16 protein-coding genes and 2 riboswitches are annotated in these 19,722 nt (G+C 61.2%); of the genes, 6 read left to right on the top strand and 10 right to left on the bottom strand.

Annotation, left to right across the window (positions count from 1 at the left end; genetic code table 11):
- The first annotated feature begins 162 nt into the window (after window positions 1–162).
- The gene (locus FBY10_RS18485) at window positions 163–720 is read left to right on the top strand and encodes an NADPH-dependent FMN reductase (protein WP_131700654.1); all 558 of its coding nucleotides are present in this window, start codon (window positions 163–165) and stop codon (window positions 718–720) included.
- A gap of 117 nt (window positions 721–837) precedes the next feature.
- Here the strand turns inward: FBY10_RS18485 and poxB are convergent, their stop codons facing one another.
- The gene (gene poxB, locus FBY10_RS18480; protein WP_145337273.1) at window positions 838–2,562 is read right to left on the bottom strand and encodes a ubiquinone-dependent pyruvate dehydrogenase; all 1,725 of its coding nucleotides are present in this window, start codon (window positions 2,560–2,562) and stop codon (window positions 838–840) included.
- Between the two features lie 76 nt (window positions 2,563–2,638).
- Entirely contained in the window at window positions 2,639–3,871 is a 1,233-nt protein-coding gene (locus tag FBY10_RS18475) for an NADH:flavin oxidoreductase/NADH oxidase family protein (protein WP_145337274.1), read from the bottom strand.
- Window positions 3,872–3,942: 71 nt separating this feature from the next.
- Between FBY10_RS18475 and FBY10_RS18470 the strand changes: the two genes are divergently transcribed.
- The gene (locus FBY10_RS18470; protein WP_131700657.1) at window positions 3,943–4,347 is read left to right on the top strand and encodes a MerR family transcriptional regulator; all 405 of its coding nucleotides are present in this window, start codon (window positions 3,943–3,945) and stop codon (window positions 4,345–4,347) included.
- Between the two features lie 376 nt (window positions 4,348–4,723).
- On the opposite strand, the gene FBY10_RS18465 is transcribed toward FBY10_RS18470, so the two are convergent.
- Together FBY10_RS18465 and FBY10_RS18460 are read right to left on the bottom strand one after the other, a co-directional pair.
- Complete coding sequence (locus tag FBY10_RS18465) at window positions 4,724–5,218, bottom strand: DUF934 domain-containing protein (protein WP_003235539.1); 495 nt, start codon at window positions 5,216–5,218, stop codon at window positions 4,724–4,726.
- Window positions 5,202–6,860, bottom strand: a complete 1,659-nt coding sequence (locus tag FBY10_RS18460; RefSeq protein ID WP_145337275.1) for a nitrite/sulfite reductase — start codon at window positions 6,858–6,860, stop codon at window positions 5,202–5,204. Before FBY10_RS18460 ends, FBY10_RS18465 begins: the two co-directional genes overlap by 17 nt.
- Window positions 6,861–7,282: 422 nt before the next feature.
- Here FBY10_RS18460 and FBY10_RS18455 point away from each other — a divergent pair, with 422 nt between their 5' ends.
- Complete coding sequence (locus FBY10_RS18455; RefSeq protein ID WP_145337276.1) at window positions 7,283–8,350, top strand: ABC transporter substrate-binding protein; 1,068 nt, start codon at window positions 7,283–7,285, stop codon at window positions 8,348–8,350.
- Here FBY10_RS18455 and FBY10_RS18450 read toward each other — a convergent pair.
- Both FBY10_RS18450 and metH read right to left on the bottom strand, forming a co-directional pair.
- The gene (locus FBY10_RS18450; protein WP_027606482.1) at window positions 8,347–8,565 is read right to left on the bottom strand and encodes a DUF2970 domain-containing protein; all 219 of its coding nucleotides are present in this window, start codon (window positions 8,563–8,565) and stop codon (window positions 8,347–8,349) included. The genes FBY10_RS18455 and FBY10_RS18450 overlap by 4 nt on opposite strands.
- Before the next feature lie 52 nt (window positions 8,566–8,617).
- Window positions 8,618–12,328 (bottom strand): methionine synthase, encoded by a 3,711-nt coding sequence (gene metH / locus FBY10_RS18445; protein ID WP_131696632.1) that lies wholly within the window; start codon window positions 12,326–12,328, stop codon window positions 8,618–8,620.
- A 165-nt stretch (window positions 12,329–12,493) separates the two neighbouring features.
- On the opposite strand from metH, the gene FBY10_RS18440 reads away from it, so the two are divergent.
- On the top strand, window positions 12,494–14,788 hold the full coding sequence (locus FBY10_RS18440; RefSeq protein WP_145337277.1) for a fatty acid cis/trans isomerase: 2,295 nt from the start codon (window positions 12,494–12,496) through the stop codon (window positions 14,786–14,788).
- 93 nt (window positions 14,789–14,881) lie between these two features.
- Complete coding sequence (nfuA, locus tag FBY10_RS18435) at window positions 14,882–15,466, top strand: Fe-S biogenesis protein NfuA (protein WP_027606479.1); 585 nt, start codon at window positions 14,882–14,884, stop codon at window positions 15,464–15,466.
- Window positions 15,467–15,910: 444 nt separating this feature from the next.
- Here the strand turns inward: nfuA and cobM are convergent, their stop codons facing one another.
- The 4 genes from cobM to FBY10_RS18415 form a co-directional block, all read right to left on the bottom strand.
- Window positions 15,911–16,657 (bottom strand): precorrin-4 C(11)-methyltransferase, encoded by a 747-nt coding sequence (gene cobM / locus FBY10_RS18430; protein WP_131696630.1) that lies wholly within the window; start codon window positions 16,655–16,657, stop codon window positions 15,911–15,913.
- A 70-nt stretch (window positions 16,658–16,727) separates the two neighbouring features.
- Window positions 16,728–17,120, bottom strand: coding sequence for a cobalamin biosynthesis protein (locus FBY10_RS18425; protein ID WP_131696629.1), 393 nt, complete (start codon window positions 17,118–17,120; stop codon window positions 16,728–16,730).
- Window positions 17,117–17,821, bottom strand: coding sequence for a CbtA family protein (locus FBY10_RS18420; RefSeq protein ID WP_131696628.1), 705 nt, complete (start codon window positions 17,819–17,821; stop codon window positions 17,117–17,119). The genes FBY10_RS18425 and FBY10_RS18420 overlap by 4 nt, the downstream gene beginning before the upstream one ends.
- An 11-nt stretch (window positions 17,822–17,832) precedes the next feature.
- Window positions 17,833–18,021 (bottom strand): CbtB-domain containing protein, encoded by a 189-nt coding sequence (locus FBY10_RS18415; RefSeq protein ID WP_027606475.1) that lies wholly within the window; start codon window positions 18,019–18,021, stop codon window positions 17,833–17,835.
- A gap of 96 nt (window positions 18,022–18,117) precedes the next feature.
- Window positions 18,118–18,323, bottom strand: a riboswitch (cobalamin riboswitch).
- Window positions 18,324–18,365: 42 nt separating this feature from the next.
- A riboswitch (cobalamin riboswitch) is annotated at window positions 18,366–18,566 on the top strand.
- 92 nt (window positions 18,567–18,658) lie between these two features.
- On the opposite strand from FBY10_RS18415, the gene cobW reads away from it, so the two are divergent.
- A complete protein-coding gene (cobW, locus tag FBY10_RS18410) occupies window positions 18,659–19,720 on the top strand; it encodes a cobalamin biosynthesis protein CobW (protein ID WP_131696626.1) in 1,062 nt (353 codons plus the stop codon).
- The last annotated feature ends 2 nt before the right edge of the window (window positions 19,721–19,722 follow it).

Below are 19,722 nucleotides of genomic sequence, written 5' to 3'. Positions count from 1 at the left end.
GTTTACCTATTGAAAAAAAATACTATTCGCTGATGTTTTCAGACGGTTCCTACGCATCGACTGGCGCGACAAACGTCTGGAGGATTATCAAAACCTTCTGGTGCACCCGCCGCGAAGCCTCTATAACTACAAGCTCCTTTAGTCACACGTCGGGAAACCCCAATGAGCAAGGTCTACACAATTGCCGTTCTGGTTGGCAGCTTGAGAAAAGACTCGATCAACCGCAAGGTCGCCCTGGCACTGGCCGAACTGGCCCCCGCCAACCTGAAGTTGAACATTGTGGAAATTGGCGATTTGCCGCTCTACAACGAGGACATCGACGGGGCATCACCGCCCGCAGCCTACAGTACTTTCCGTCAGCAAGTACGTTCATCCGACGCGGTGTTGTTTGTGACACCGGAGTACAACCGCTCCGTACCCGCACCGTTGAAGAATGCGATTGATGTAGGCTCCCGCCCTTATGGCCAAAGCGCCTGGAGCGGCAAGCCGGGGGCGATCATCAGCGTATCGCCGGGCGCCGTTGGCGGTTTTGGTGCCAACCACCATCTGCGTCAATCCCTGGTGTTCCTTGATGTGCCGTGCATGCAGCAGCCGGAAGCCTACCTGGGCGGTGCGGGCAGCGTGTTTGACGAGTCCGGCAAGGTGTCGGAAAAGACCAGGCCTTTCCTGCAGGCATTTATTGATGCCTACGGCAAATGGGTAGAAAAACAGAGCGCTTGAATCGGCACCCATTATCCAATGTGGGAGGGGGCTTGCCCCCGATTGCTCTCTGTCAGCCACCGGATTCATTGGCTGACACACCATAATCGGGGGACAAGCCCCTCCCACAGTATTGGATCAGCGCAACCAGTTAGTCCGCGCCAACTCGATCACCTCATCGCCGCGCCCACTCATTACCGCCTTAAGCATGTACAGGCTGAAGCCCTTGGCCTGTTCCAGCTTGATGCTCGGCGGCATCACCAGTTCCTGGGTGGCCGTCACCACATCCACCAGCACCGGGCCATCATGGGCCAGTGCGCGGCGCAGGGCCGGTTCCAGGTCTTCGGATTGCTCCACGCGAATGCCGAGGATGCCCATGGCGTTGGACATGGCGGCGAAGTCCGGGTTTTTTAGCTCGGTGCCGGCATCCAGATAACCCGCAGCCTTCATTTCCATGGCGACAAAGCCCAGCGACGAGTTATCGAACACGATCACTTTCACGGGCAATTTCAGCTGCGCCAGTGAAATGAAATCCCCCATCAGCATGGCAAAGCCGCCGTCACCGGACATCGAGATCACCTGGCGCCCAGGGAAGGCCGCCTGCGCGCCAATCGCCTGGGGCATGGCATTGGCCATGGAGCCGTGGTTGAACGAGCCGATCAGGCGACGCTTGCCATTCATTTTCAGGTAGCGCGCGGCCCACACGGTCGGCGAGCCCACGTCGGCGGTGAAGATTGCATTGTCGTCCGCCAGTTCGCTGAGCAGACGCGCCACGTATTGCGGGTGGATCGGCCGGTTGGCCTTTGACGGTTGCGCCAGGTCGTCCAGGCCCTGGCGGGCTTTTTCGTAGTGCTTAAGCGAGGTATCGAGGAAGCTGCGGTCGGTCTTGCGGGTCAGGCGCGGCAGCAGCGCGCCGAGGGTCTCGCTCACATCGGCAGCGATTCCCAGGTCCAGCGTGGCGCGCCGCCCCAGGGCCTGCGGGTTGCGATCGACCTGGATGATTTTTGCGTCGGTGGGGTAGAACTGGCGGTACGGAAAGTCAGTGCCGAGCATGATCAGCGTGTCGCAGTCGAGCATGGCGTGGTAACCGGAGCTGAAGCCGATCAGGCCGGTCATGCCCACGTCGAACGGGTTATCCCACTCCACATGCTCCTTGCCGCGCAGGGCGTGCACCACCGGCGCCCCCAGCGTGTCGGCCAGGGCCACCACTTGATCGTGGGCACCGGCGCAGCCACTGCCGCAGAGCAGGGTGACTTTCTCGCTGCTTTCAAGGATCTCGGTCAGGCGCAGCAGGTCCTGTTCCGCCGGCAGGGTGCGCGGTGCGTGCAGGGCCGGCCAGGGCTTGAGCTTGTCTTCCACCTCCAGCAACGACACGTCCCCCGGAATCACCACCACCGCCACGCCGCGATTGAGGATCGCCGAACGCATGGCACGGTGCAGCACGTGGGGCATCTGCTCGGGGTTGGTGACCAGCTCGATAAAGTGGCTGCATTCCTTGAACAGTTCCTGGGGATGGGTCTCCTGGAAGTAGTTCAGGCCGATCTCGGAGGAGGGAATTTGTGCGGCAATCGCCAGTACAGGGACATGATTGCGGTGGCAGTCGAACAGGCCATTGATCAAGTGCAGATTGCCCGGTCCGCAACTGCCGGCGCATACGGTCAGTTCACCCGTGGCCGCCGCTTCGGCACCGGCAGCGAATGCGGCGACTTCTTCGTGGCGCACGTGCATCCACTCGATGCTGTCCATGGTGCGCAGGGCATCGGTGAGGCCGTTGAGGCTGTCGCCGGTCAGGCCCCAGATACGCTTGATGCCCGCCTGTTCAAGGGTGGTCGCCAATTGCTGGGCCAGGTTGATTTTCGCCATGAAGAACTCCAATCGTCAGTGAGGTTAAAGCGGCTGATCAATAGGGGACAGTTCGATCACGGCGAATGCTCCGCCTTTAATGTGAAGATTGCGTCATGGCCGCGCGGTATTGCCGGGTGCGCCGGGCGATAAACCATTGGTCGCGCACCAATGCCAGCCACGGCGCGACCTTGGCATTGGGCAAGCGGCCGCGGCTCAGGCGGCGCATCTGGTCACGCACTACGGCCAGGGTGGCGAGGGCGGCCAAGGGTTTGCGCTGCCAACTGATCGGTTTGAGTTGCGGGTTGAGGTCGCGCCCCTCGTGCCAGTGTTTGATCAGTTGCGGTTCCAGCGTCAGGGCGGTAGCAATGCCGGCCATGGCAATACCGCTGTCCAGCACCTGCTGCACGATGGGCAGGCGGCGAATGCCGCCGGTGACCATCAACGGCATCCGGGCGATAGTCGCCAGTTCCTTGGCAAACTCCAGGAAGTACGCTTCACGGGCCAAGGTGCGACCGTCCCGCGCATCGCCTTGCATGGCCGGTGCTTCGTAGCTGCCTCCGGACAATTCCAGCAGGTCGATGGGCAAGGGGTTGAGCATCTCCACCACTGCACGCGCATCGGCCTCTGCGAATCCGCCGCGCTGGAAATCCGCTGAGTTGAGCTTTACCGCGACGCAAAAGGACGGGCTGACGCTGGCGCGAACCGCGTGGATCACCTCCAGCAGCAGGCGCGCACGGTTCTCCAGCGAGCCCCCCCAGCGGTCAGTTCGGTGGTTGCTCAACGGCGAGAGAAACTGGCTGAGCAGGTAACCGTGCGCGCCGTGGATCTGCACCCCGGTGAACCCGGCTTTCTCGGCCAGGCGTGCGCTGGTGGCGAAGCGTTTGATCACGTCTTGAATGTCGTCCTCGGTCATGGCCCTGGGCTTGGCAAACATCTTCGAAAAGCTGCCGAGGTCCAGTGCAATCGCGGAGGGCGCCAGGGCTTGCTGGCCGAGTTTGGCCATGGTCTGGCGTCCCGGATGACTGAGCTGTACCCAAAAGTGCACACCCTTGTCGCGGGCCACATCGGCCCATTCGCGAAAGCTGTCCAGATGCTGTTCGTCTTCGAGGGCAACGCCGCCGGGACCGGTCATGGCACGGCGGTCGATCATCACATTGCCAGTCAACAGCAGGCCGGGCTCGCCGTTGGCCCAGGCGGTGTACAGCTGCTTCAATTCACGGGAAGGCGCTTGATCGGCGTCCGCCATATTCTCTTCCATCGCTGCCTTGGCGATGCGATTGGCGAGGACCTGGCCATTGGGCAGTTGCAAGGGGTCGAAGGGTGACATGAGTTGACTCCGGAGCTTGGGAGGCCTCAGGCTAAGCTTAAAGTTAACTTTAATGTCAAGCGGGCGTTTTGATGAATATTGGTGAGCTGGCAAAGCAGAGTGGGTTGGCGGCGTCGCGTATCCGCTTCTATGAGTCCGAAGGGTTGATCAGCCAGGTGGGGCGCCAGGCCAACGGGTATCGACGCTATGCGCCCGATGCCCTGCAAACGCTGCAACTGATCCAGAGCGCACAGCAGGCCGGGTTTACCTTGCAGGAACTCAAGGCGCTAATGCCCGCGCCGGGGGAGCACAAGCGCGAGGAGTTGATCGAGGCGTTGGAGCGCAAGGTGACGCAGATCGAGGCGATGCAGGCGCAGTTGGCTCATAGCAAGGCGCAGTTGCTGGGCGTGATCGACGCGGTCCGAGCGCAGCCGGAAGGCGTGCCGTGCTCCATGGGGCAGAAGCAGGTGCTGGCGTCGATTAAGATCGGTGCCTGAACAAGCTTCGATGAGCATAGGTATCGACACAACGTAGCAGCCAACGCTAACCACGATGCGAAGCGAGCCGCCCTTGATCTTGCTTTAGATCTTGATCTTGATCTCAGGCGGCCAGGGGGTGGGCTGACCATACATTGGCTTACTTTTGGGCCTCACCAAAAGTGAGTCGCTGTAAGAGCGAAACCATAAGTAGCCGTTACCGCAGCAATGGATATGTACTCATTCCAACCCAAGCACATGGGCGGCCCAGAGGCCGCCATCGGGGGCAAGTCGAATCGTCGCACCGCCCCTCCCACATTTAGCGCGGGGCATCAGTTACAGAGTTGTCAGCTCCAGAGCCGTCACGGGAGCAACCCCCCCCTCCCACATTTGATGCTCAGCGACGACGGAACAGCGGCAGCGGTTCGTCCGTTGCAGCCTGGTACGTCACCGAGAAGTCCTTGAGGCTTTCCAGCGCTTCGTACGGGTCTTTGTCGGCGCGCAAGGCGAAGGCATCGAACCCGCAACGGCGCAGGTAGAACAGTTGGTCGCGCAACACGTCGCCAATCGCCCGCAGCTCGCCTTTGTAACCATAGCGGTCACGCAGCAACCGAGCGTTGGAGTAGTTGCGACCGTCGGTGAAGGCCGGGAAGTTCAGGGCAATGACTTGGAAGTGTTCCACGTCTGCGCCGATCTCCTCGGCTTCTTCATCGGCGTCCAGCCACACACCCAGGCCGCCGTCGCGAGCCTTGAGGGCGTGGCCATGTTCGCGCCACAGCGCCAGCGGCACGATCAGGTCGTCGCAGTTGGAAATGCCGTCGAAGCTCGCGTCCTTGGGCAGCAGGTGCCAGGTTTCGTCGAGGACTTCGTTGTTCTTAATGATTCGCTGCATAGACGCGCTCCTTGAACAGGTCAATGCCGATGCGCTGGTAGGTGTCGATGAAACGCTCATCTTCGGTGCGCTGTTCGATGTACACGTCGATCAGCTTGCCGATCACCTCGGGCATGGCTTCCTGGGCGAAGGATGGGCCAAGGATCTTGCCCAGGCTCGCATCGCGGCTGGCGCTGCCACCCAGGGACACTTGGTAGAATTCTTCGCCTTTCTTGTCCACGCCCAGGATGCCGATGTGGCCGACGTGGTGGTGACCACAGGCGTTCATGCAACCGGAGATGTTCAGGTCCAGCTCGCCGATGTCGAACAGGTAGTCCAGGTCGTCGAAACGGCGCTGGATCGATTCGGCAATCGGGATCGACTTGGCGTTGGCCAGGGAGCAGAAGTCGCCGCCCGGGCAGCAGATGATGTCGGTCAGCAGGCCGATGTTCGGCGTGGCGAAACCGCCTTCGCGCAGCTCGCCCCACAGGGTGAACAGTTGGCTCTGCTCAACGTCCGCGAGAATGATGTTCTGCTCGTGGGAGGTGCGCAGCTGGCCAAAGCTGTAGCGCTCGGCCAGGTCTGCGACGGCGTCCAGCTGCTTGTCGGTGATGTCGCCCGGTGCAACACCGGTCGGTTTCAGCGACAGGGTCACCGCCACATAGCCCGGCTTTTTGTGCGCCAGGGTGTTGCGGGTGCGCCAGCGGGCAAAGCCTGGGTGCTGCTGGTCGAGCGCTGCGAGCTCGGCGTCCTGATTGCTCAGGGCCTTGTACTCAGGATCGACGAAGTGCTTGGCCACACGGTGCACTTCGGCTTCGGTCAGGGTGGTCTGGCCGCCGCGCAGGTGCTCCATCTCGGCATCGACTTTCTGGGCGAACACCTCAGGGGTCAGCGCCTTGACGAGGATCTTGATCCGCGCCTTGTACTTGTTGTCCCGACGGCCGTAGCGGTTGTAGACCCGCAGGATGGCGTCGAGGTAGCTCAACAGGTCCTGCCACGGCAGGAACTCGTTGATGAAAGCACCCACGACCGGGGTACGGCCCAGGCCGCCACCCACCAGGACACGGAAACCCAGCTCGCCGGCCGCGTTGTACACCGGCTCCAGGCCGATATCGTGTACTTCGATGGCTGCACGGTCAGAGCTCGAGCCATTGATGGCGATCTTGAACTTGCGGGGCAGGTAGGCGAACTCGGGGTGGAAGGTGGTCCATTGACGGACGATTTCACACCACGGGCGTGGGTCGATCAGCTCGTCGGCGGCAACTCCGGCGAATTGGTCGGTGGTCACGTTGCGCAGGCAGTTACCGCTGGTCTGAATGGCGTGCATCTGCACGGTGGCCAGTTCAGCCAGGATATCCGGCACATCTTCCAGGGCCGGCCAGTTGAACTGCACGTTCTGGCGGGTACTGATGTGGGCATAGCCTTTGTCGAAGTCGCGGGCAATCTTGGCCATCATGCGGGTCTGGCGCGAAGTCAGTTGGCCATAAGGCACGGCCACCCGCAGCATCGGCGCAAAGCGCTGAACATAAAGGCCATTTTGCAGGCGCAGAGGGCGGAACTCTTCTTCGCTCAGTTCACCTGCTAGGTAGCGTCGGGTCTGATCACGGAACTGCTTGACGCGGTCCTCGATGATGCGCTGATCGTATTCGTCGTATACGTACATATAGGTCCTGTTCTCGGCAAATCTGCGCGCACGGCCGCGCACTCCCAACGGAGCCGGCGCACGATACCAGTTTGCGTTTATGCGCAAAAGTGATGTTTGAGTATATGCACATAACCAAAATGACTAATGAGAAGGGTTATCGTGATACCCACATTTGTCATGCGGGCAATCGTGAACTTTACTGTGAGCGTGTTTGAGTGCAATCACCTATAAAACCGACAAGAGGCGATGCAATGAGCAATCCGACAAAAGCCCGTAAACCTGACAGTACCGTCGATGCCTGGGCCATTCTGTTCTTGATCATTCTGGTGGTGGGAACGGCCGTATTCTGGGTCAGCCACCAATAAAGGACGTTGATTGAGCCTCGATTGGTTCAGGCATTGCCACTATCATGGCGGCCTATTTTCGAGGCTCAAGCATCCATGTTGAAGGTGTTGATTACGTGTGTCTGGTTGCTGGGATCGACGTATGGGGTGATGGCTCATGCAACGTCGGTGGTGTTTCTCAATCCGGGCATGTCGACGGAAACCTTCTGGGTCAGCTACACGCAATTCATGCAGGCCGCCGCCAAGGACCTCGGCCTGGATTTGCGTGTGCGTTATGGCGAGCGTAGTACCGACAACACGCTGCTCCAGGCGCGTGAAGTGCTGCAAGGCAGCCAGCGGCCTGATTACCTGATACTGGTGAATGAGCAGTACGTTGCGCCGCAGATCCTGCGCATGGCCGAGGGCAGTGGCGTCAAGCTGCTGCTCGTGAACAGTGCGCTGACCCCCGATCAGGAGCAATTGCTGGGAGCCCGCCGTGGCATCCGTTTGATCGGCAGCCTGGTCGCTGACGATGAACAGGCTGGCTACCTGATGCTCCGTGACCTGTTGCGCCAGCACGGCCCGGTTGGCCCCGGCCAATCCCTCGATCTGCTGGCCTTTTCCGGCGTCAAGACCACGCCGGTCGCGCAACTGCGTGAGCGAGGCATGCGGCGGGCGCTGGCCGAGCATCCCGAGGTGCGCCTGCGTCAGTTGGTCTACGGTGAGTGGAGCCGCGAACGCGCCTTCGAGCAAGCGACGCAACTGTTCAAGCGCTACCCGCAGACGGCGCTGGTGTGGTCGGCCAACGATCAGATGGCACTGGGTGCCATGCAAGCGCTGCAGGCCAGTGGACGGTTGCCGGGTAAGGATCTGCTGTTCAGCGCACTCAACAGTTCGCCGGAGATCTTGCAGGCGCGATTGGACGGACGCTTATCATCCTTGGTCGCCGGGCATTTCACCGTCGGTGGCTGGGCCATGGTATTGGTTCATGATGATGCCAAGGGCCTGGACATTGGCGCATACGGCGGGCGCGACCGTCAGTTGGCCTTGTTCCAATTGATCGATGCCGGCCAGGCGCGGCGCTTGTTGGGGCCGACACCGTCGGTGAATTTTCGCGCGCTGTCCGCCCAGGGTAAGCCGGCGTCCTATCGTTACCCGTTCAGCCTGCACCTGTTACTGCGCTAGACGCCGGCCAGGTGCAGCACCAACTTGACGATTCCAAACAAGGTCAAGGCAAACACCGCCGTAAACAGAATGCCCAGGATCACGAAGTGGCTGGGCTTGCCGTGGGTGAAGTCCCGCGCGCGATTTTTGCCGCTCTGCACGCCAAAGGCGGCGGCCATGACGCTGTGGAGCATCTGCCAGAAGGTCGGCGGTTTGTTGTTGACTGGATCGTCCATACATCCCTCGACAAAAGGTGTGTGACGGACAGCATAGACAATCCAGGCCGGCTTAGTTGTCGTAACCCAGGTTCGGCGCCAGCCAGCGCTCGGTCACGGCCAGATCCTGGCCCTTGCGCGCGGTGTAGCTGGTTACCTGGTCCTTGTCGACCTTGCCCACCGCAAAGTACTGCGCCTGCGGGTGGGCGAAGTACCAGCCGCTGACCGCCGCCGCCGGGAACATCGCGTAATGCTCGGTGAGGAACACTCCGCTGCGCCCAGCGTGCATTTCGCGGGCCTCGGGGTCGAGCAGTTGGAACAACTGGGCTTTCTCGGTGTGATCCGGACACGCCGGGTAACCGGGGGCAGGGCGGATGCCGCTGTATTGCTCCTTGATCAGCGCCTCATTATCCAGTTGCTCGTCCTTGGCGTAGCCCCAGTGTTCCTTACGCACCTGCTGGTGCAGCCACTCGGCACAGGCCTCGGCCAGGCGGTCGGCCAGGGCCTTGACCATGATCGAGTTGTAGTCGTCGCCGGCGTCCTGGTAAGCCTTGGCCACTTCTTCGGCGCCGATGCCGGCGGTGGTGATGAAGCCACCGATGTAGTCGGTCACGCCGCTGTCTTTTGGTGCCACGAAGTCGGCCAGGGAGAAGTTCGGCTTGCCGTCGGTCTTGATGATCTGCTGGCGCAGGTGATGCAGTTTGGCAATCGGCTGGCCGTCTTCACCGTAGACTTCCAGGTCATCGTCCTGCACCTGGTTGGTCGGCCAGAAACCGAACACCGCACGGGCGCTGATGAGTTTTTCGTCGATCAGCTTCCTGAGCATTTCCCGGGCGTCGGCGTACAGAGCGGTGGCGGCTTCACCCACCACTTCATCGGTAAGGATGCGTGGGAACTTGCCGGCCAGGTCCCAGGAAATAAAGAACGGGGTCCAGTCGATGTACTCGGCCAGGACGTTGAGGTCGATATTGTCCAGCACCCTTGAACCGGTGAAGGTTGGCTTGACCGGCGCGTAGGTGCTCCAGTCGAACTGCGGCTTCTTGGCGATGGCCGCCGGGTAGCTCAGGCGTTCGGTGCGCGCGCTGCGGTTGGAGGTGCGCTCACGCACGTCGATGTATTCCAGGCGGGTCTTCTCGACGAAGCCGGCCTTCAATTCCTTGGACAGCAGCTGCGTGGCCACCCCCACCGCGCGGGAGGCGTCGGTGACGTAGATCACTGCATCGTTGCTGTACTTGGGCTCGATCTTCACCGCCGTGTGCGCCTTGGAGGTGGTCGCGCCGCCGATCATCAGTGGCAGGTGGAAGTCCTGGCGTTGCATCTCGCGGGCCACATGCACCATCTCGTCCAGGGACGGCGTGATCAGGCCGGACAGCCCGATAATGTCGCACTTCTGCTCCTTGGCCACCTGCAGGATCTTCTCGGCCGGCACCATCACGCCGAGGTCGACGATGTCATAGCCGTTGCAACCGAGCACCACGCCGACGATGTTCTTGCCGATGTCATGCACGTCGCCTTTCACCGTGGCCATCAGGATCTTGCCCTTGGCTTCCGGCTTGTCGCCTTTTTCCAGCTCGATGAACGGGATCAAGTGGGCCACGGCCTGCTTCATCACGCGGGCGGATTTCACCACCTGGGGCAGGAACATTTTGCCGGCGCCGAACAGGTCGCCGACGATGTTCATGCCGGACATCAACGGGCCTTCGATCACTTCGATCGGACGCGCGAACGACTGCCGCGATTCTTCGGTGTCTTCGACGATATGGGTGGTGATGCCCTTGACCAGCGCGTGTTCCAGGCGCTTGTTGACCGGCCAGCCGCGCCATTCTTCGGTCTCGGCCTCTTTTACGCTGCCGTCGCCCTTGTACTTGTCGGCGATGGCGAGGAGGGCGTCGGTGCCTTCCGGGGTGCGGTTGAGGACTACATCTTCCACGGCATCGCGCAGCTCGGCCGGGATCTGGTCGTAGATCTCCAACTGGCCGGCGTTGACAATACCCATGGTCAGGCCGTTGCGGATCGCGTACAGCAGGAACACCGAGTGGATCGCCTCACGCACCGGGTTATTGCCGCGGAACGAGAACGACACGTTGGACACGCCACCGGAGGTCAGCGCGTACGGCAGCTCGTCGCGGATATAGGCGCAGGCGTTGATGAAGTCGACGGCGTAATTGTTGTGTTCTTCGATACCGGTGGCGACCGCGAAGATGTTCGGGTCGAAGATGATGTCTTCCGGCGGGAAGCCGACTTCATTCACCAGGATGTCGTAGGAACGTTTGCAGATTTCCTTCTTGCGCGCTTCGGTGTCGGCCTGGCCGGCTTCGTCGAAGGCCATCACCACTACGGCGGCGCCGTAGCGCTTGCACAGCTTGGCGTGGTGAATGAACTGCTCGACGCCTTCCTTCATGCTGATGGAGTTGACGATGCCCTTGCCCTGGATGCACTTGAGGCCGGCTTCGATCACTTCCCACTTGGAGGAGTCGATCATGATCGGTACGCGGGAGATGTCCGGCTCGCCGGCAATCAGATTGAGGAAGGTCACCATAGCCTTCTTCGAATCGAGCATGCCCTCGTCCATGTTGATGTCGATCACCTGGGCGCCGGCTTCCACCTGCTGCAGGGCGACTTCCAGGGCTTCGGTGTAGTTGTCTTCACGGATCAGGCGGGCGAAACGCGCAGAACCGGTGATGTTGGTGCGCTCGCCGACGTTGACGAACAACGAACTGCGATCAATCGTGAACGGCTCCAGGCCCGACAGGCGGCAGGCCTTGGGGATGTCCGGGATCGGGCGCGGCGCGTAGCCGGCCACGGCCTTGGCGATGGCTTCAATATGGCCCGGAGTGGTGCCGCAGCAGCCGCCGACGATATTGAGGAAGCCGCTCTGGGCGAACTCTTCGATGACCTTGGCGGTTTCCGACGGCAGTTCGTCGTATTCGCCGAACTCGTTGGGCAAGCCGGCGTTCGGGTGCGCAGACACGTGGGTGTTGGCTTTGTTGGACAACTCTTCCAGGTACGGGCGCAGCTCGCTGGCGCCGAGGGCGCAGTTCAGGCCCACGGAAATCGGCTTGGCGTGGGCGACCGAGTTCCAGAAGGCTTCAGTGGTCTGGCCCGACAAGGTACGGCCGGAGGCGTCGGTGATGGTGCCGGAGATCATGATCGGCAATTCGATGCCGAGCGCTTCGAACACACCCTGCACGGCGAAGATCGCGGCCTTGGCGTTGAGGGTGTCGAAGATGGTCTCGATCAGGATCAGGTCGGCGCCGCCCTCGATCAGGCCTTTGGTGGCCTCGGTGTAGTTCTCCACCAGTTCATCGAAGGTGACGTTGCGGTAGCCGGGGTTGTTCACATCGGGCGACAGCGAGCAGGTGCGGCTGGTCGGGCCGAGGACGCCGGCAACGAAGCGCGGCTTGGCCGGGTTCTCGGCGGTCTTGGCATCGGCGATCTTGCGTGCCAGGCGTGCGCCTTCGACGTTCAGTTCATAGGCCAGCTCTTCCATGCCGTAGTCGGCCATGGAGATACGGGTGGCGTTGAAGGTGTTGGTCTCGAGGATGTCGGCACCGGCGTCCAGGTAGGCCTTCTCGATCCCGCCGATCACGTCCGGGCGGGTGAGCACCAGCAGGTCGTTGTTGCCCTTGACGTCGCTCGGCCAGTCGGCGAAGCGCTTGCCGCGGTAGTCATGTTCTTCCAGTTTATAGCTCTGGATCATCGTGCCCATGCCGCCGTCGAGGATCAGGATGCGTTCCTTGAGGGCGTGGTGAAGGGCTTGCAGACGAGCGCTACGATCGGACATGGGACTACTCTGGTCAGGCATTACGGAGGGCGTGGATCATAACAAACCTGTGCGGATTTGCGGCATGTCCAGGTTTTGCATGAATATCGTTCATGTTGATGGAGGGCATGGCCCGCTAGAATCACCGCAACTTTAAATCGCACGTATTGAATCGGGACCGGATACATGTCACTTCGTCTTATCGTCAGCGCCGTCCTGGCCTTGATAGCCAGTACCGCGTTGGCGGAAGGTCCCTCTTCGGCGATCTCTTATACCCGCGACATCCAACCAATCTTCACCGAGAAGTGCGTGGCTTGCCATGCGTGCTACGACTCGGCCTGCCAACTGAACCTGGGCAGTGCCGAGGGTGCGACGCGGGGCGCCAGTAAGGTGCCGGTCTACGATGGCGAACGTAGCCAGGCGACCAAGCCGACCCGCCTGTTCTATGACGCGTTCGGCAAAGCTGCATGGCAGCGCGAAGGCTTCAGCTCAGTACTCGACGCCCAAGGCAGCCAAGCTGCGCTGATGGCGCGCATGCTCGAACTCGGTCATCGCGGCGCGCCGTTACAACCCAACGCCAAGTTGCCCGCTGATATTGTGCTGGGCCTTGACCGCCAGAATATGTGCCCGTTGCCGGGAGAGTTCGACGCTTACGCCGGTGCTCACCCCAATGAAGGCATGCCTCTGGCCGTAACTGGCTTGAGCGACCAGCAATACCAGACGCTGCAACGCTGGCTGGCCTCCGGTGCACCGATTGACGAGCAAGGTGTGGCCCCCAGTGCCCAGGAAGCCGCGCAGGTGCTGCAATGGGAAAACCTGTTCAACGCCCCCGGCGCCCGGGAAAGCCTGGTGGCCCGTTGGCTGTTCGAGCATTTGTTTATTGCGCACCTCTATTTCGAAGGCGGTGAGCCGGGGCATTTCTTCCAGTGGGTGCGCTCGCGTACCCCCAGCGGCCAGCCGATTGACCTGATCAACACCCGTCGTCCCAATGACGATCCCGGCACCCGCGTGTACTACCGCCTGTGGCCCGTACAAGGGGTGATCGTCCACAAGACTCACATCACATACCCCCTCAGCGCAGAAAAAATGGCGCGGATCAAAGCCTTGTTCTACAGCGGTGACTGGCAGGCCAGCGCCTTGCCGGGCTATGGCCCCGGCCGTCGTGCCAATCCTTTCGAGACATTCGAGGCGATTCCCGCCCAGGCCCGCTACCAGTTCATGCTGGATAACGCCGAGTACTTCGTGCGCACGTTTATTCGCGGGCCGGTGTGCCGCGGGCAAATTGCCACGGATGTGATCCGCGACAATTTCTGGGCGTTGTTCCAGGCGCCCGACCACGACCTGTACATCACCGATGCTCGCTATCGCGGCCAGGCCACGCCGTTGCTGGCGATGCCGGGGCAAAATGACGACGTGGGCAGCGTGCTCAGCCTGTGGCTCAAGTACCGTGATAAGCGCAACCAGTACGAAGCGCTGCGGCGGGACAGCTATGCCGAGCTGCCGGCGCCCAGTTGGTCGACGCTATGGGTCGGCAACGACAACGCGCTGTTAAGCATCTTTCGCCACTTTGACAGCGCCTCGGTCAATAAAGGCCTGATCGGTGAAGTCCCGCAGACGATGTGGTTGTTCGACTTTCCATTGCTCGAACGCACCTATTACCAGTTGGTGGTCAACTTCGACGTGTTCGGCAACGTATCGCACCAGGCCCAGACCCGCCTGTACTTCGACCTGATCCGCAACGGCGCCGAGCAGAACTTCCTGCGCCTGATGCCCGCCGATAGCCGCGATGCCTTTATGGATGATTGGTACCAGAACAGCGGCAAGATCAAGCTGTGGCTGGACTATGAGGCGATCGATGACGATAAGCCCACTGGCCTGCATCTGGATGAAAAAGACCCGAAGCGTGACTTTGCCAACCAATTGCTTACCCGCTACAGCTACCTGAATGCCAGCCCGGACCCGATCAACCGTTGCGCCGGGGCGTACTGCTCGCGTGATGGCATCGACCCGGCATTGCAGGATGCGGAGCAGGCGCTCAGCCGCCTGACCTCGCGCCCGGCGGCGGGGCTCAAGGTGATCGACCAGTTGCCCGAAGCCACGATGCTGCGTATCGAAACCGCCAGCGGCCAGCGTGTGGTCTACAGCCTGCTGCGCAACCGCGCTCACAGTAACGTGGCGTTCCTGCTCGGTGAGGCCTACCGTTATCAGCCGGGCCTCGACACGCTGACCCTCTATCCGGGCGTGCTCAGCAGCTACCCGAACTTCATGTTCAATATTCCTGCGCAGGAAGTGCCAGAGTTCGTGGCTGAAATGGAGCGGGCCAAGGACGCCAAGCGCTTTGAAAAAATCGTCGATCGTTGGGGCGTGCGCCGCAGCCATCCGTTGTTCTGGCAGTATTTCCACGATTTGTCCCAGTACATCCGCGAAACCACGCCAGTGGAAGAGGGGGTGCTGGATATGAACCGTTATGAAAACCTCTGACTGGGGCGAGAGTCTTTTCCGACAAAATTACTAGGACTTTGTACCTGCGTAATATTTTGGCGTAAACTGCCGGCAAGCCTGTGAGGAGTTTCCATGACTGCCATAACCATTACCGACGCCGCCCACGATTACCTGGCTGACCTGCTGTCCAAGCAGAACACCCCGGGTATCGGCATCCGCGTCTTTATCACCCAGCCTGGCACCCAGTACGCCGAGACGTGCATTGCCTACTGCAAGCCCGGTGAAGAGAAACCTGAAGACACCGCCCTGGGGCTGAAAAGCTTCACCGCGTATATCGACAACTTCAGCGAAGCCTTCCTGGACGATGCCGTGGTCGACTACGCCACCGACCGTATGGGCGGCCAGTTGACCATCAAGGCGCCCAACGCCAAGGTGCCGAACGTCAACGCCGATAGCCCGGTAAACGAGCGCATCAACTACTACCTGCAAACCGAGATCAACCCGGGGCTGGCCAGCCACGGCGGTCAGGTCAGCTTGATCGACGTCGTCGATGACGGCATCGCCGTATTGAAGTTCGGCGGCGGCTGCCAAGGCTGTGGCCAGGCGGACGTGACCCTGCGTGAAGGCATTGAGCGCACTTTGCTGGAGCGCATTCCGGAGCTCAAGGGCGTCCGTGACGTGACAGACCACACGCAGAAAGAAAACGCCTACTACTGAGTAAGGCGTTCACTGCGAACAAAAAACGGCGCCCGTGAGCGCCGTTTTTTTATTCTTTTAATTCAAGCTCTTACACCATCTATCTAACAATAAAGATCAAGTGTGGGAGGGGGCTTGCTCCCGATAGCGGTGCCTCAGTCGTCTCATGAGGAAGCTGACACACCGCTATCGGGAGCAAGCCCCCTCCCACATTTTTTTTCATTTATTCAGTTAAATCAGCGTGTTGTTGATGATTTGTGAATTAAAAAATCAAATTCGAATGTTGACTCTATCTCCCTGACAAGGAAGGTCAAATGTGGGAGGGGGCTTGCCCCCGATAGCGGTGTGTCAGTCGCCTCAGGAGTAGGCTGAAAAATTGCCATCGGGGGCAAGCACCCTCCCACATTGCTCTTTGTGTTTTTTAATTTAAATCAGTGTGTTGGTGTGATTTTATGAAGTAAAAAATCAAGGTCGATAAAGGTGCGCATGCCCGGCCCGATACAGTGACGACTCACTGAAATTGTCACTGGCCAGCACCCGGCCCACCACGATCAGCGCCGTACGCCGAAAGCCCTTGGCGGCGACTTTGTCGGCAATATCGCTGAGCGTGCCGACCACCCAATCCTGATCCGGCCATGTCGCCCGGTGTACCACCGCCATCGGGCAGTCCGCGCCATAGTGTGGCAGCAGTTCGGCGACGATCTTCTCCAGATGATTGACCCCCAGGTGAATCGCCATGGTCGTGCCATGCCGGGCCAGGCTGTCGAAGTCTTCCCCGGCCGGCATGCTGGTTTTATCGGCGTAGCGGGTCAGGATCACGCTTTGGGCGATGTCCGGCAGGGTCAGTTCCGTTTCCAGCAACGCGGCGCAGGCTGCCACCGCCGTTACTCCGGGAATGATCTGGAAAGGGATGCCCAACTCACGCAAGTAACGGATCTGCTCGCCAATCGCGCCATACAGGCTCGGGTCGCCGGAGTGCACGCGGGCCACATCCTGGCCGTTGGCGTGGGCAGTCTTGATCAGTTCGATGATCTGTTCCAGGTGCAGTTCGGCGCTGTTGACCACCTGTTGCGCCTGATGTCCTTCCAGCACCGCCGCCGGCACCAGCGAGCCGGCATAGATGATCACCGGGCAACTGCGGATCAGGCGTTGGCCTTTGACGGTGATCAATTCCGGATCGCCGGGGCCGGCGCCGATGAAGTAGACGGTCATGGAGAATTCCTGTGCAAAAGCGGGCGAGCATGAAGATTGCTCATGATCGGGAAGGGCGATTATCGGGATTTTAGCCGGCGCAGGCCAATGCAAAGGTGGCCTGGGCGGTTTTCTGGCGAGTGATCAACAAGCGGGCAGGACCGCCGCAGAGCTGTTCGGCCAGGGCCAGGGCAGCGCTTTCGGCGATGCCATAACAGCCGGTATGGGCAAACGCCACGGTGGATTTGTGGCTCAGCCGGTCTTCATACGCCGCCAGTTGCGCGGCGCTGAAGCACTGCAACGGCAGATTGAGCAAGCGGGCCAGGGCGAGCAACCCAGGCTCGTCCTGTTTACGGTCGATGCTGGCCAGTGCCGTGACACGCTGGCGCTCAATCCCGCCATTGGCGAGGGCGCTGTCAAACAGGCCCAGCAGGGTGTCTACATCACAACCCCGCTGGCAACCCAGGCCGACCACCAGGGTCATGCCGAGTATTGGTCGTCGCGGTTGCGGCGGAACAGCCAGGCACTGATCAGGCCGAGCGCCAGCCAGAACGCCACGTTGGTCAACTGCGAAGCGATCTTGAACTGCGCTTCGAGGGCTTCCGGCGCCAGCATGGAATGGGTTTCCGGCTGCGGCGCGCCGATCACATGTGGCACCACCAGGATCGCCACGCCCAAGACTTTCAGCAGCCAGTTGCGCCCAAACACGATCAGGGCAATACCGGCCGCCGTCGAGGCAGCGGTGCCGATCCACCAGATTTGTCGTTGCGCCAGGTCAGCGGCGGCAGTGCCCGGCAGCTCCGGTGGCAGGCCCAGAGTGGGCGCCAGCACAAAGGTGGCGTAACCGGCCAAGCCCCACAGCAAGCCTTGGGCCGTACGGGTAGGGGCGCGCAGGGTATAGAGGCCGGCGAGCATCAGGGCGAAGCCGACGGCGACCACGAGGTTGCCGCCGGTGGTCGACAGCACGCGCTGCCAGCCGTCTTCCGGTTCCCAGGCTTCGGCGTCGTGGGTGTGTGCTGCGGCGCCGGCGGCGTGCTCATGCACGACTTCAGTCGCGGCCGGGGCCTTTTCAAAGGTTTCCGCCTGCAGAATCAGCGGCGCGACCCAGAAGCTTTGCAACAGGGTCAGCAACAGGGCGGCGAGCAAGCCGGTGAACCCTGCGGTTTGCGCAATACGCTTGATCATATCGGCAGGCCTCAGTGGCACGGGAACGCGGCGCTGTGACGGGTATCGTGGGCCGCGTTGTGCACCGCCTCGATATGCGAGAAGCCGGCAAAATACACCAGACACGCACCAAGGATCGACGCACCGATGGCGGCGGTCAGGCGTTGGCTGAGGGTGGCGGAGCTGCTGGCGGTGTGCGAGGTGCTGCTGATGATCGACATGGCGCGTCCCTTTCAGGTGTCAGGGTGAAACGAGCGCATGCAAACCCCGCGAGCCAGGCACGCAGGGTTTTAACAGCGCCCGCCCACCGCGGGTTTGTTATTCGATGTTATTCGGGCCGGTCTCCGGGCTTGCGAGGGACACTGGGTCTATAAAGCGTCGCCTTCCCATGCCGTACAGGCACAGTGGATCTGACGCTTCACTCGCTTACCGTTGCGGGGGCAGCACCGGACTCGTCATAACGCTATGACTCACCGGTTTCCCGTTTCACCCTGTGAAGGGCACCCGAAACAAGATGTGTAGGAGAGCATGGGCCGGGGACGGTAGTCAAATGCGGCGAGCCCCTGTAGCCTTGCACCTTCGAGGTTCTTCGGTCCATGCCGAAGCTAAGAAGGGAACGCGGTCCAAGCCGCGGCTGCCCCCGCAACTGTGAAGGGTTTATCTGACTGCCACGCCACTGCCATTACGGCGGGAAGGCGCAGTCGGCGCCGGTCGCAAGACCCGCAAGCCCCAAGCCAGGAGACCTGCCTCGTAACCGATTTTCCAATTCAACCGGGCGGGGTGATCCGGTGACGAAATCCGCGTCTGCGCGCCGCCGCAGGGCCTATCGTCCCGTATGCCCGCCCCAAAGGGCATCCGATGAAAACACTGGCCAAACTCCCCGTCACCATCGTTACCGGCTTCCTTGGCTCGGGCAAAACCACCTTGCTGCGCCATATGCTCGACAACGCCCAGGGCCGGCGCATTGCGGTGATCGTCAACGAGTTCGGCGAGCTGGGCATCGACGGTGAAATCCTCAAGCAGTGCTCCATCGGTTGCACCGAAGAAGAGGCCAACGGCCGCGTGTACGAGCTGGCCAACGGCTGCCTGTGCTGCACGGTGCAGGAAGAGTTCTTCCCGGTGATGCGCGAACTGGTCGCCCGTCGCGGCGACCTCGACCATATCCTTATCGAAACTTCGGGCCTGGCCCTGCCAAAACCGTTGGTACAGGCCTTCCAGTGGCCGGAAATCCGCAGCGCCTGCACGGTTGATGCGGTCATCACCGTGGTCGACAGCCCGGCCGTGGCCGCCGGCACCTTTGCCGCGTTCCCGGACCAGGTCGATGCCCAGCGCAAACTCGACCCGAACCTGGACCATGAATCGCCGCTGCACGAGCTGTTTGCCGACCAACTGGCCAGCGCCGACCTGGTGATCCTCAACAAATCCGACCTGATCAGCGCCGAAGACCTGGCCCGTGTACGCCTGGAAGTCGCCGAAGAACTGCCGCCGGCTGTGAAGGTCATCGAAGCCAGCAGCGGTCGCCTGCCGTTGGATGTATTGATCGGTCTCGGCGCGGGTTCCGAAGAACATATCGACGGTCGCCATAGCCACCACGATCATCACCACGATGGTGAAGACGATCATGATCACGATGCCTTCGATTCCATCTCCATAGACCTGCCCCAAGCCGACGAGGCGCTGCTGCTCGACGCCCTGACCCAATTGGTGGTTCAGCACGGCATCCTGCGCGTCAAAGGCTTCGCCGCCATCCCGAACAAACCGATGCGCCTGCTGATCCAGGGCGTGGGCACGCGTTTCGACAAGCACTTCGACCGTGCCTGGGGCGCCGACGAAGCGCGCATCACACGGCTGGTGCTGATCGGCCAGGAGCTGGACGCGGCGGGCCTCGAAGCGCAGCTGCGCGCTGCCCTCAGCGTTTAACC

The sequence above is a fragment of the Pseudomonas sp. SJZ103 genome, from assembly GCF_007828335.1.
Classification (GTDB): domain Bacteria; phylum Pseudomonadota; class Gammaproteobacteria; order Pseudomonadales; family Pseudomonadaceae; genus Aquipseudomonas.
Note: the sequence above shows the minus strand (reverse complement) of the source record. Positions and strands in the feature narration are given on the sequence as shown.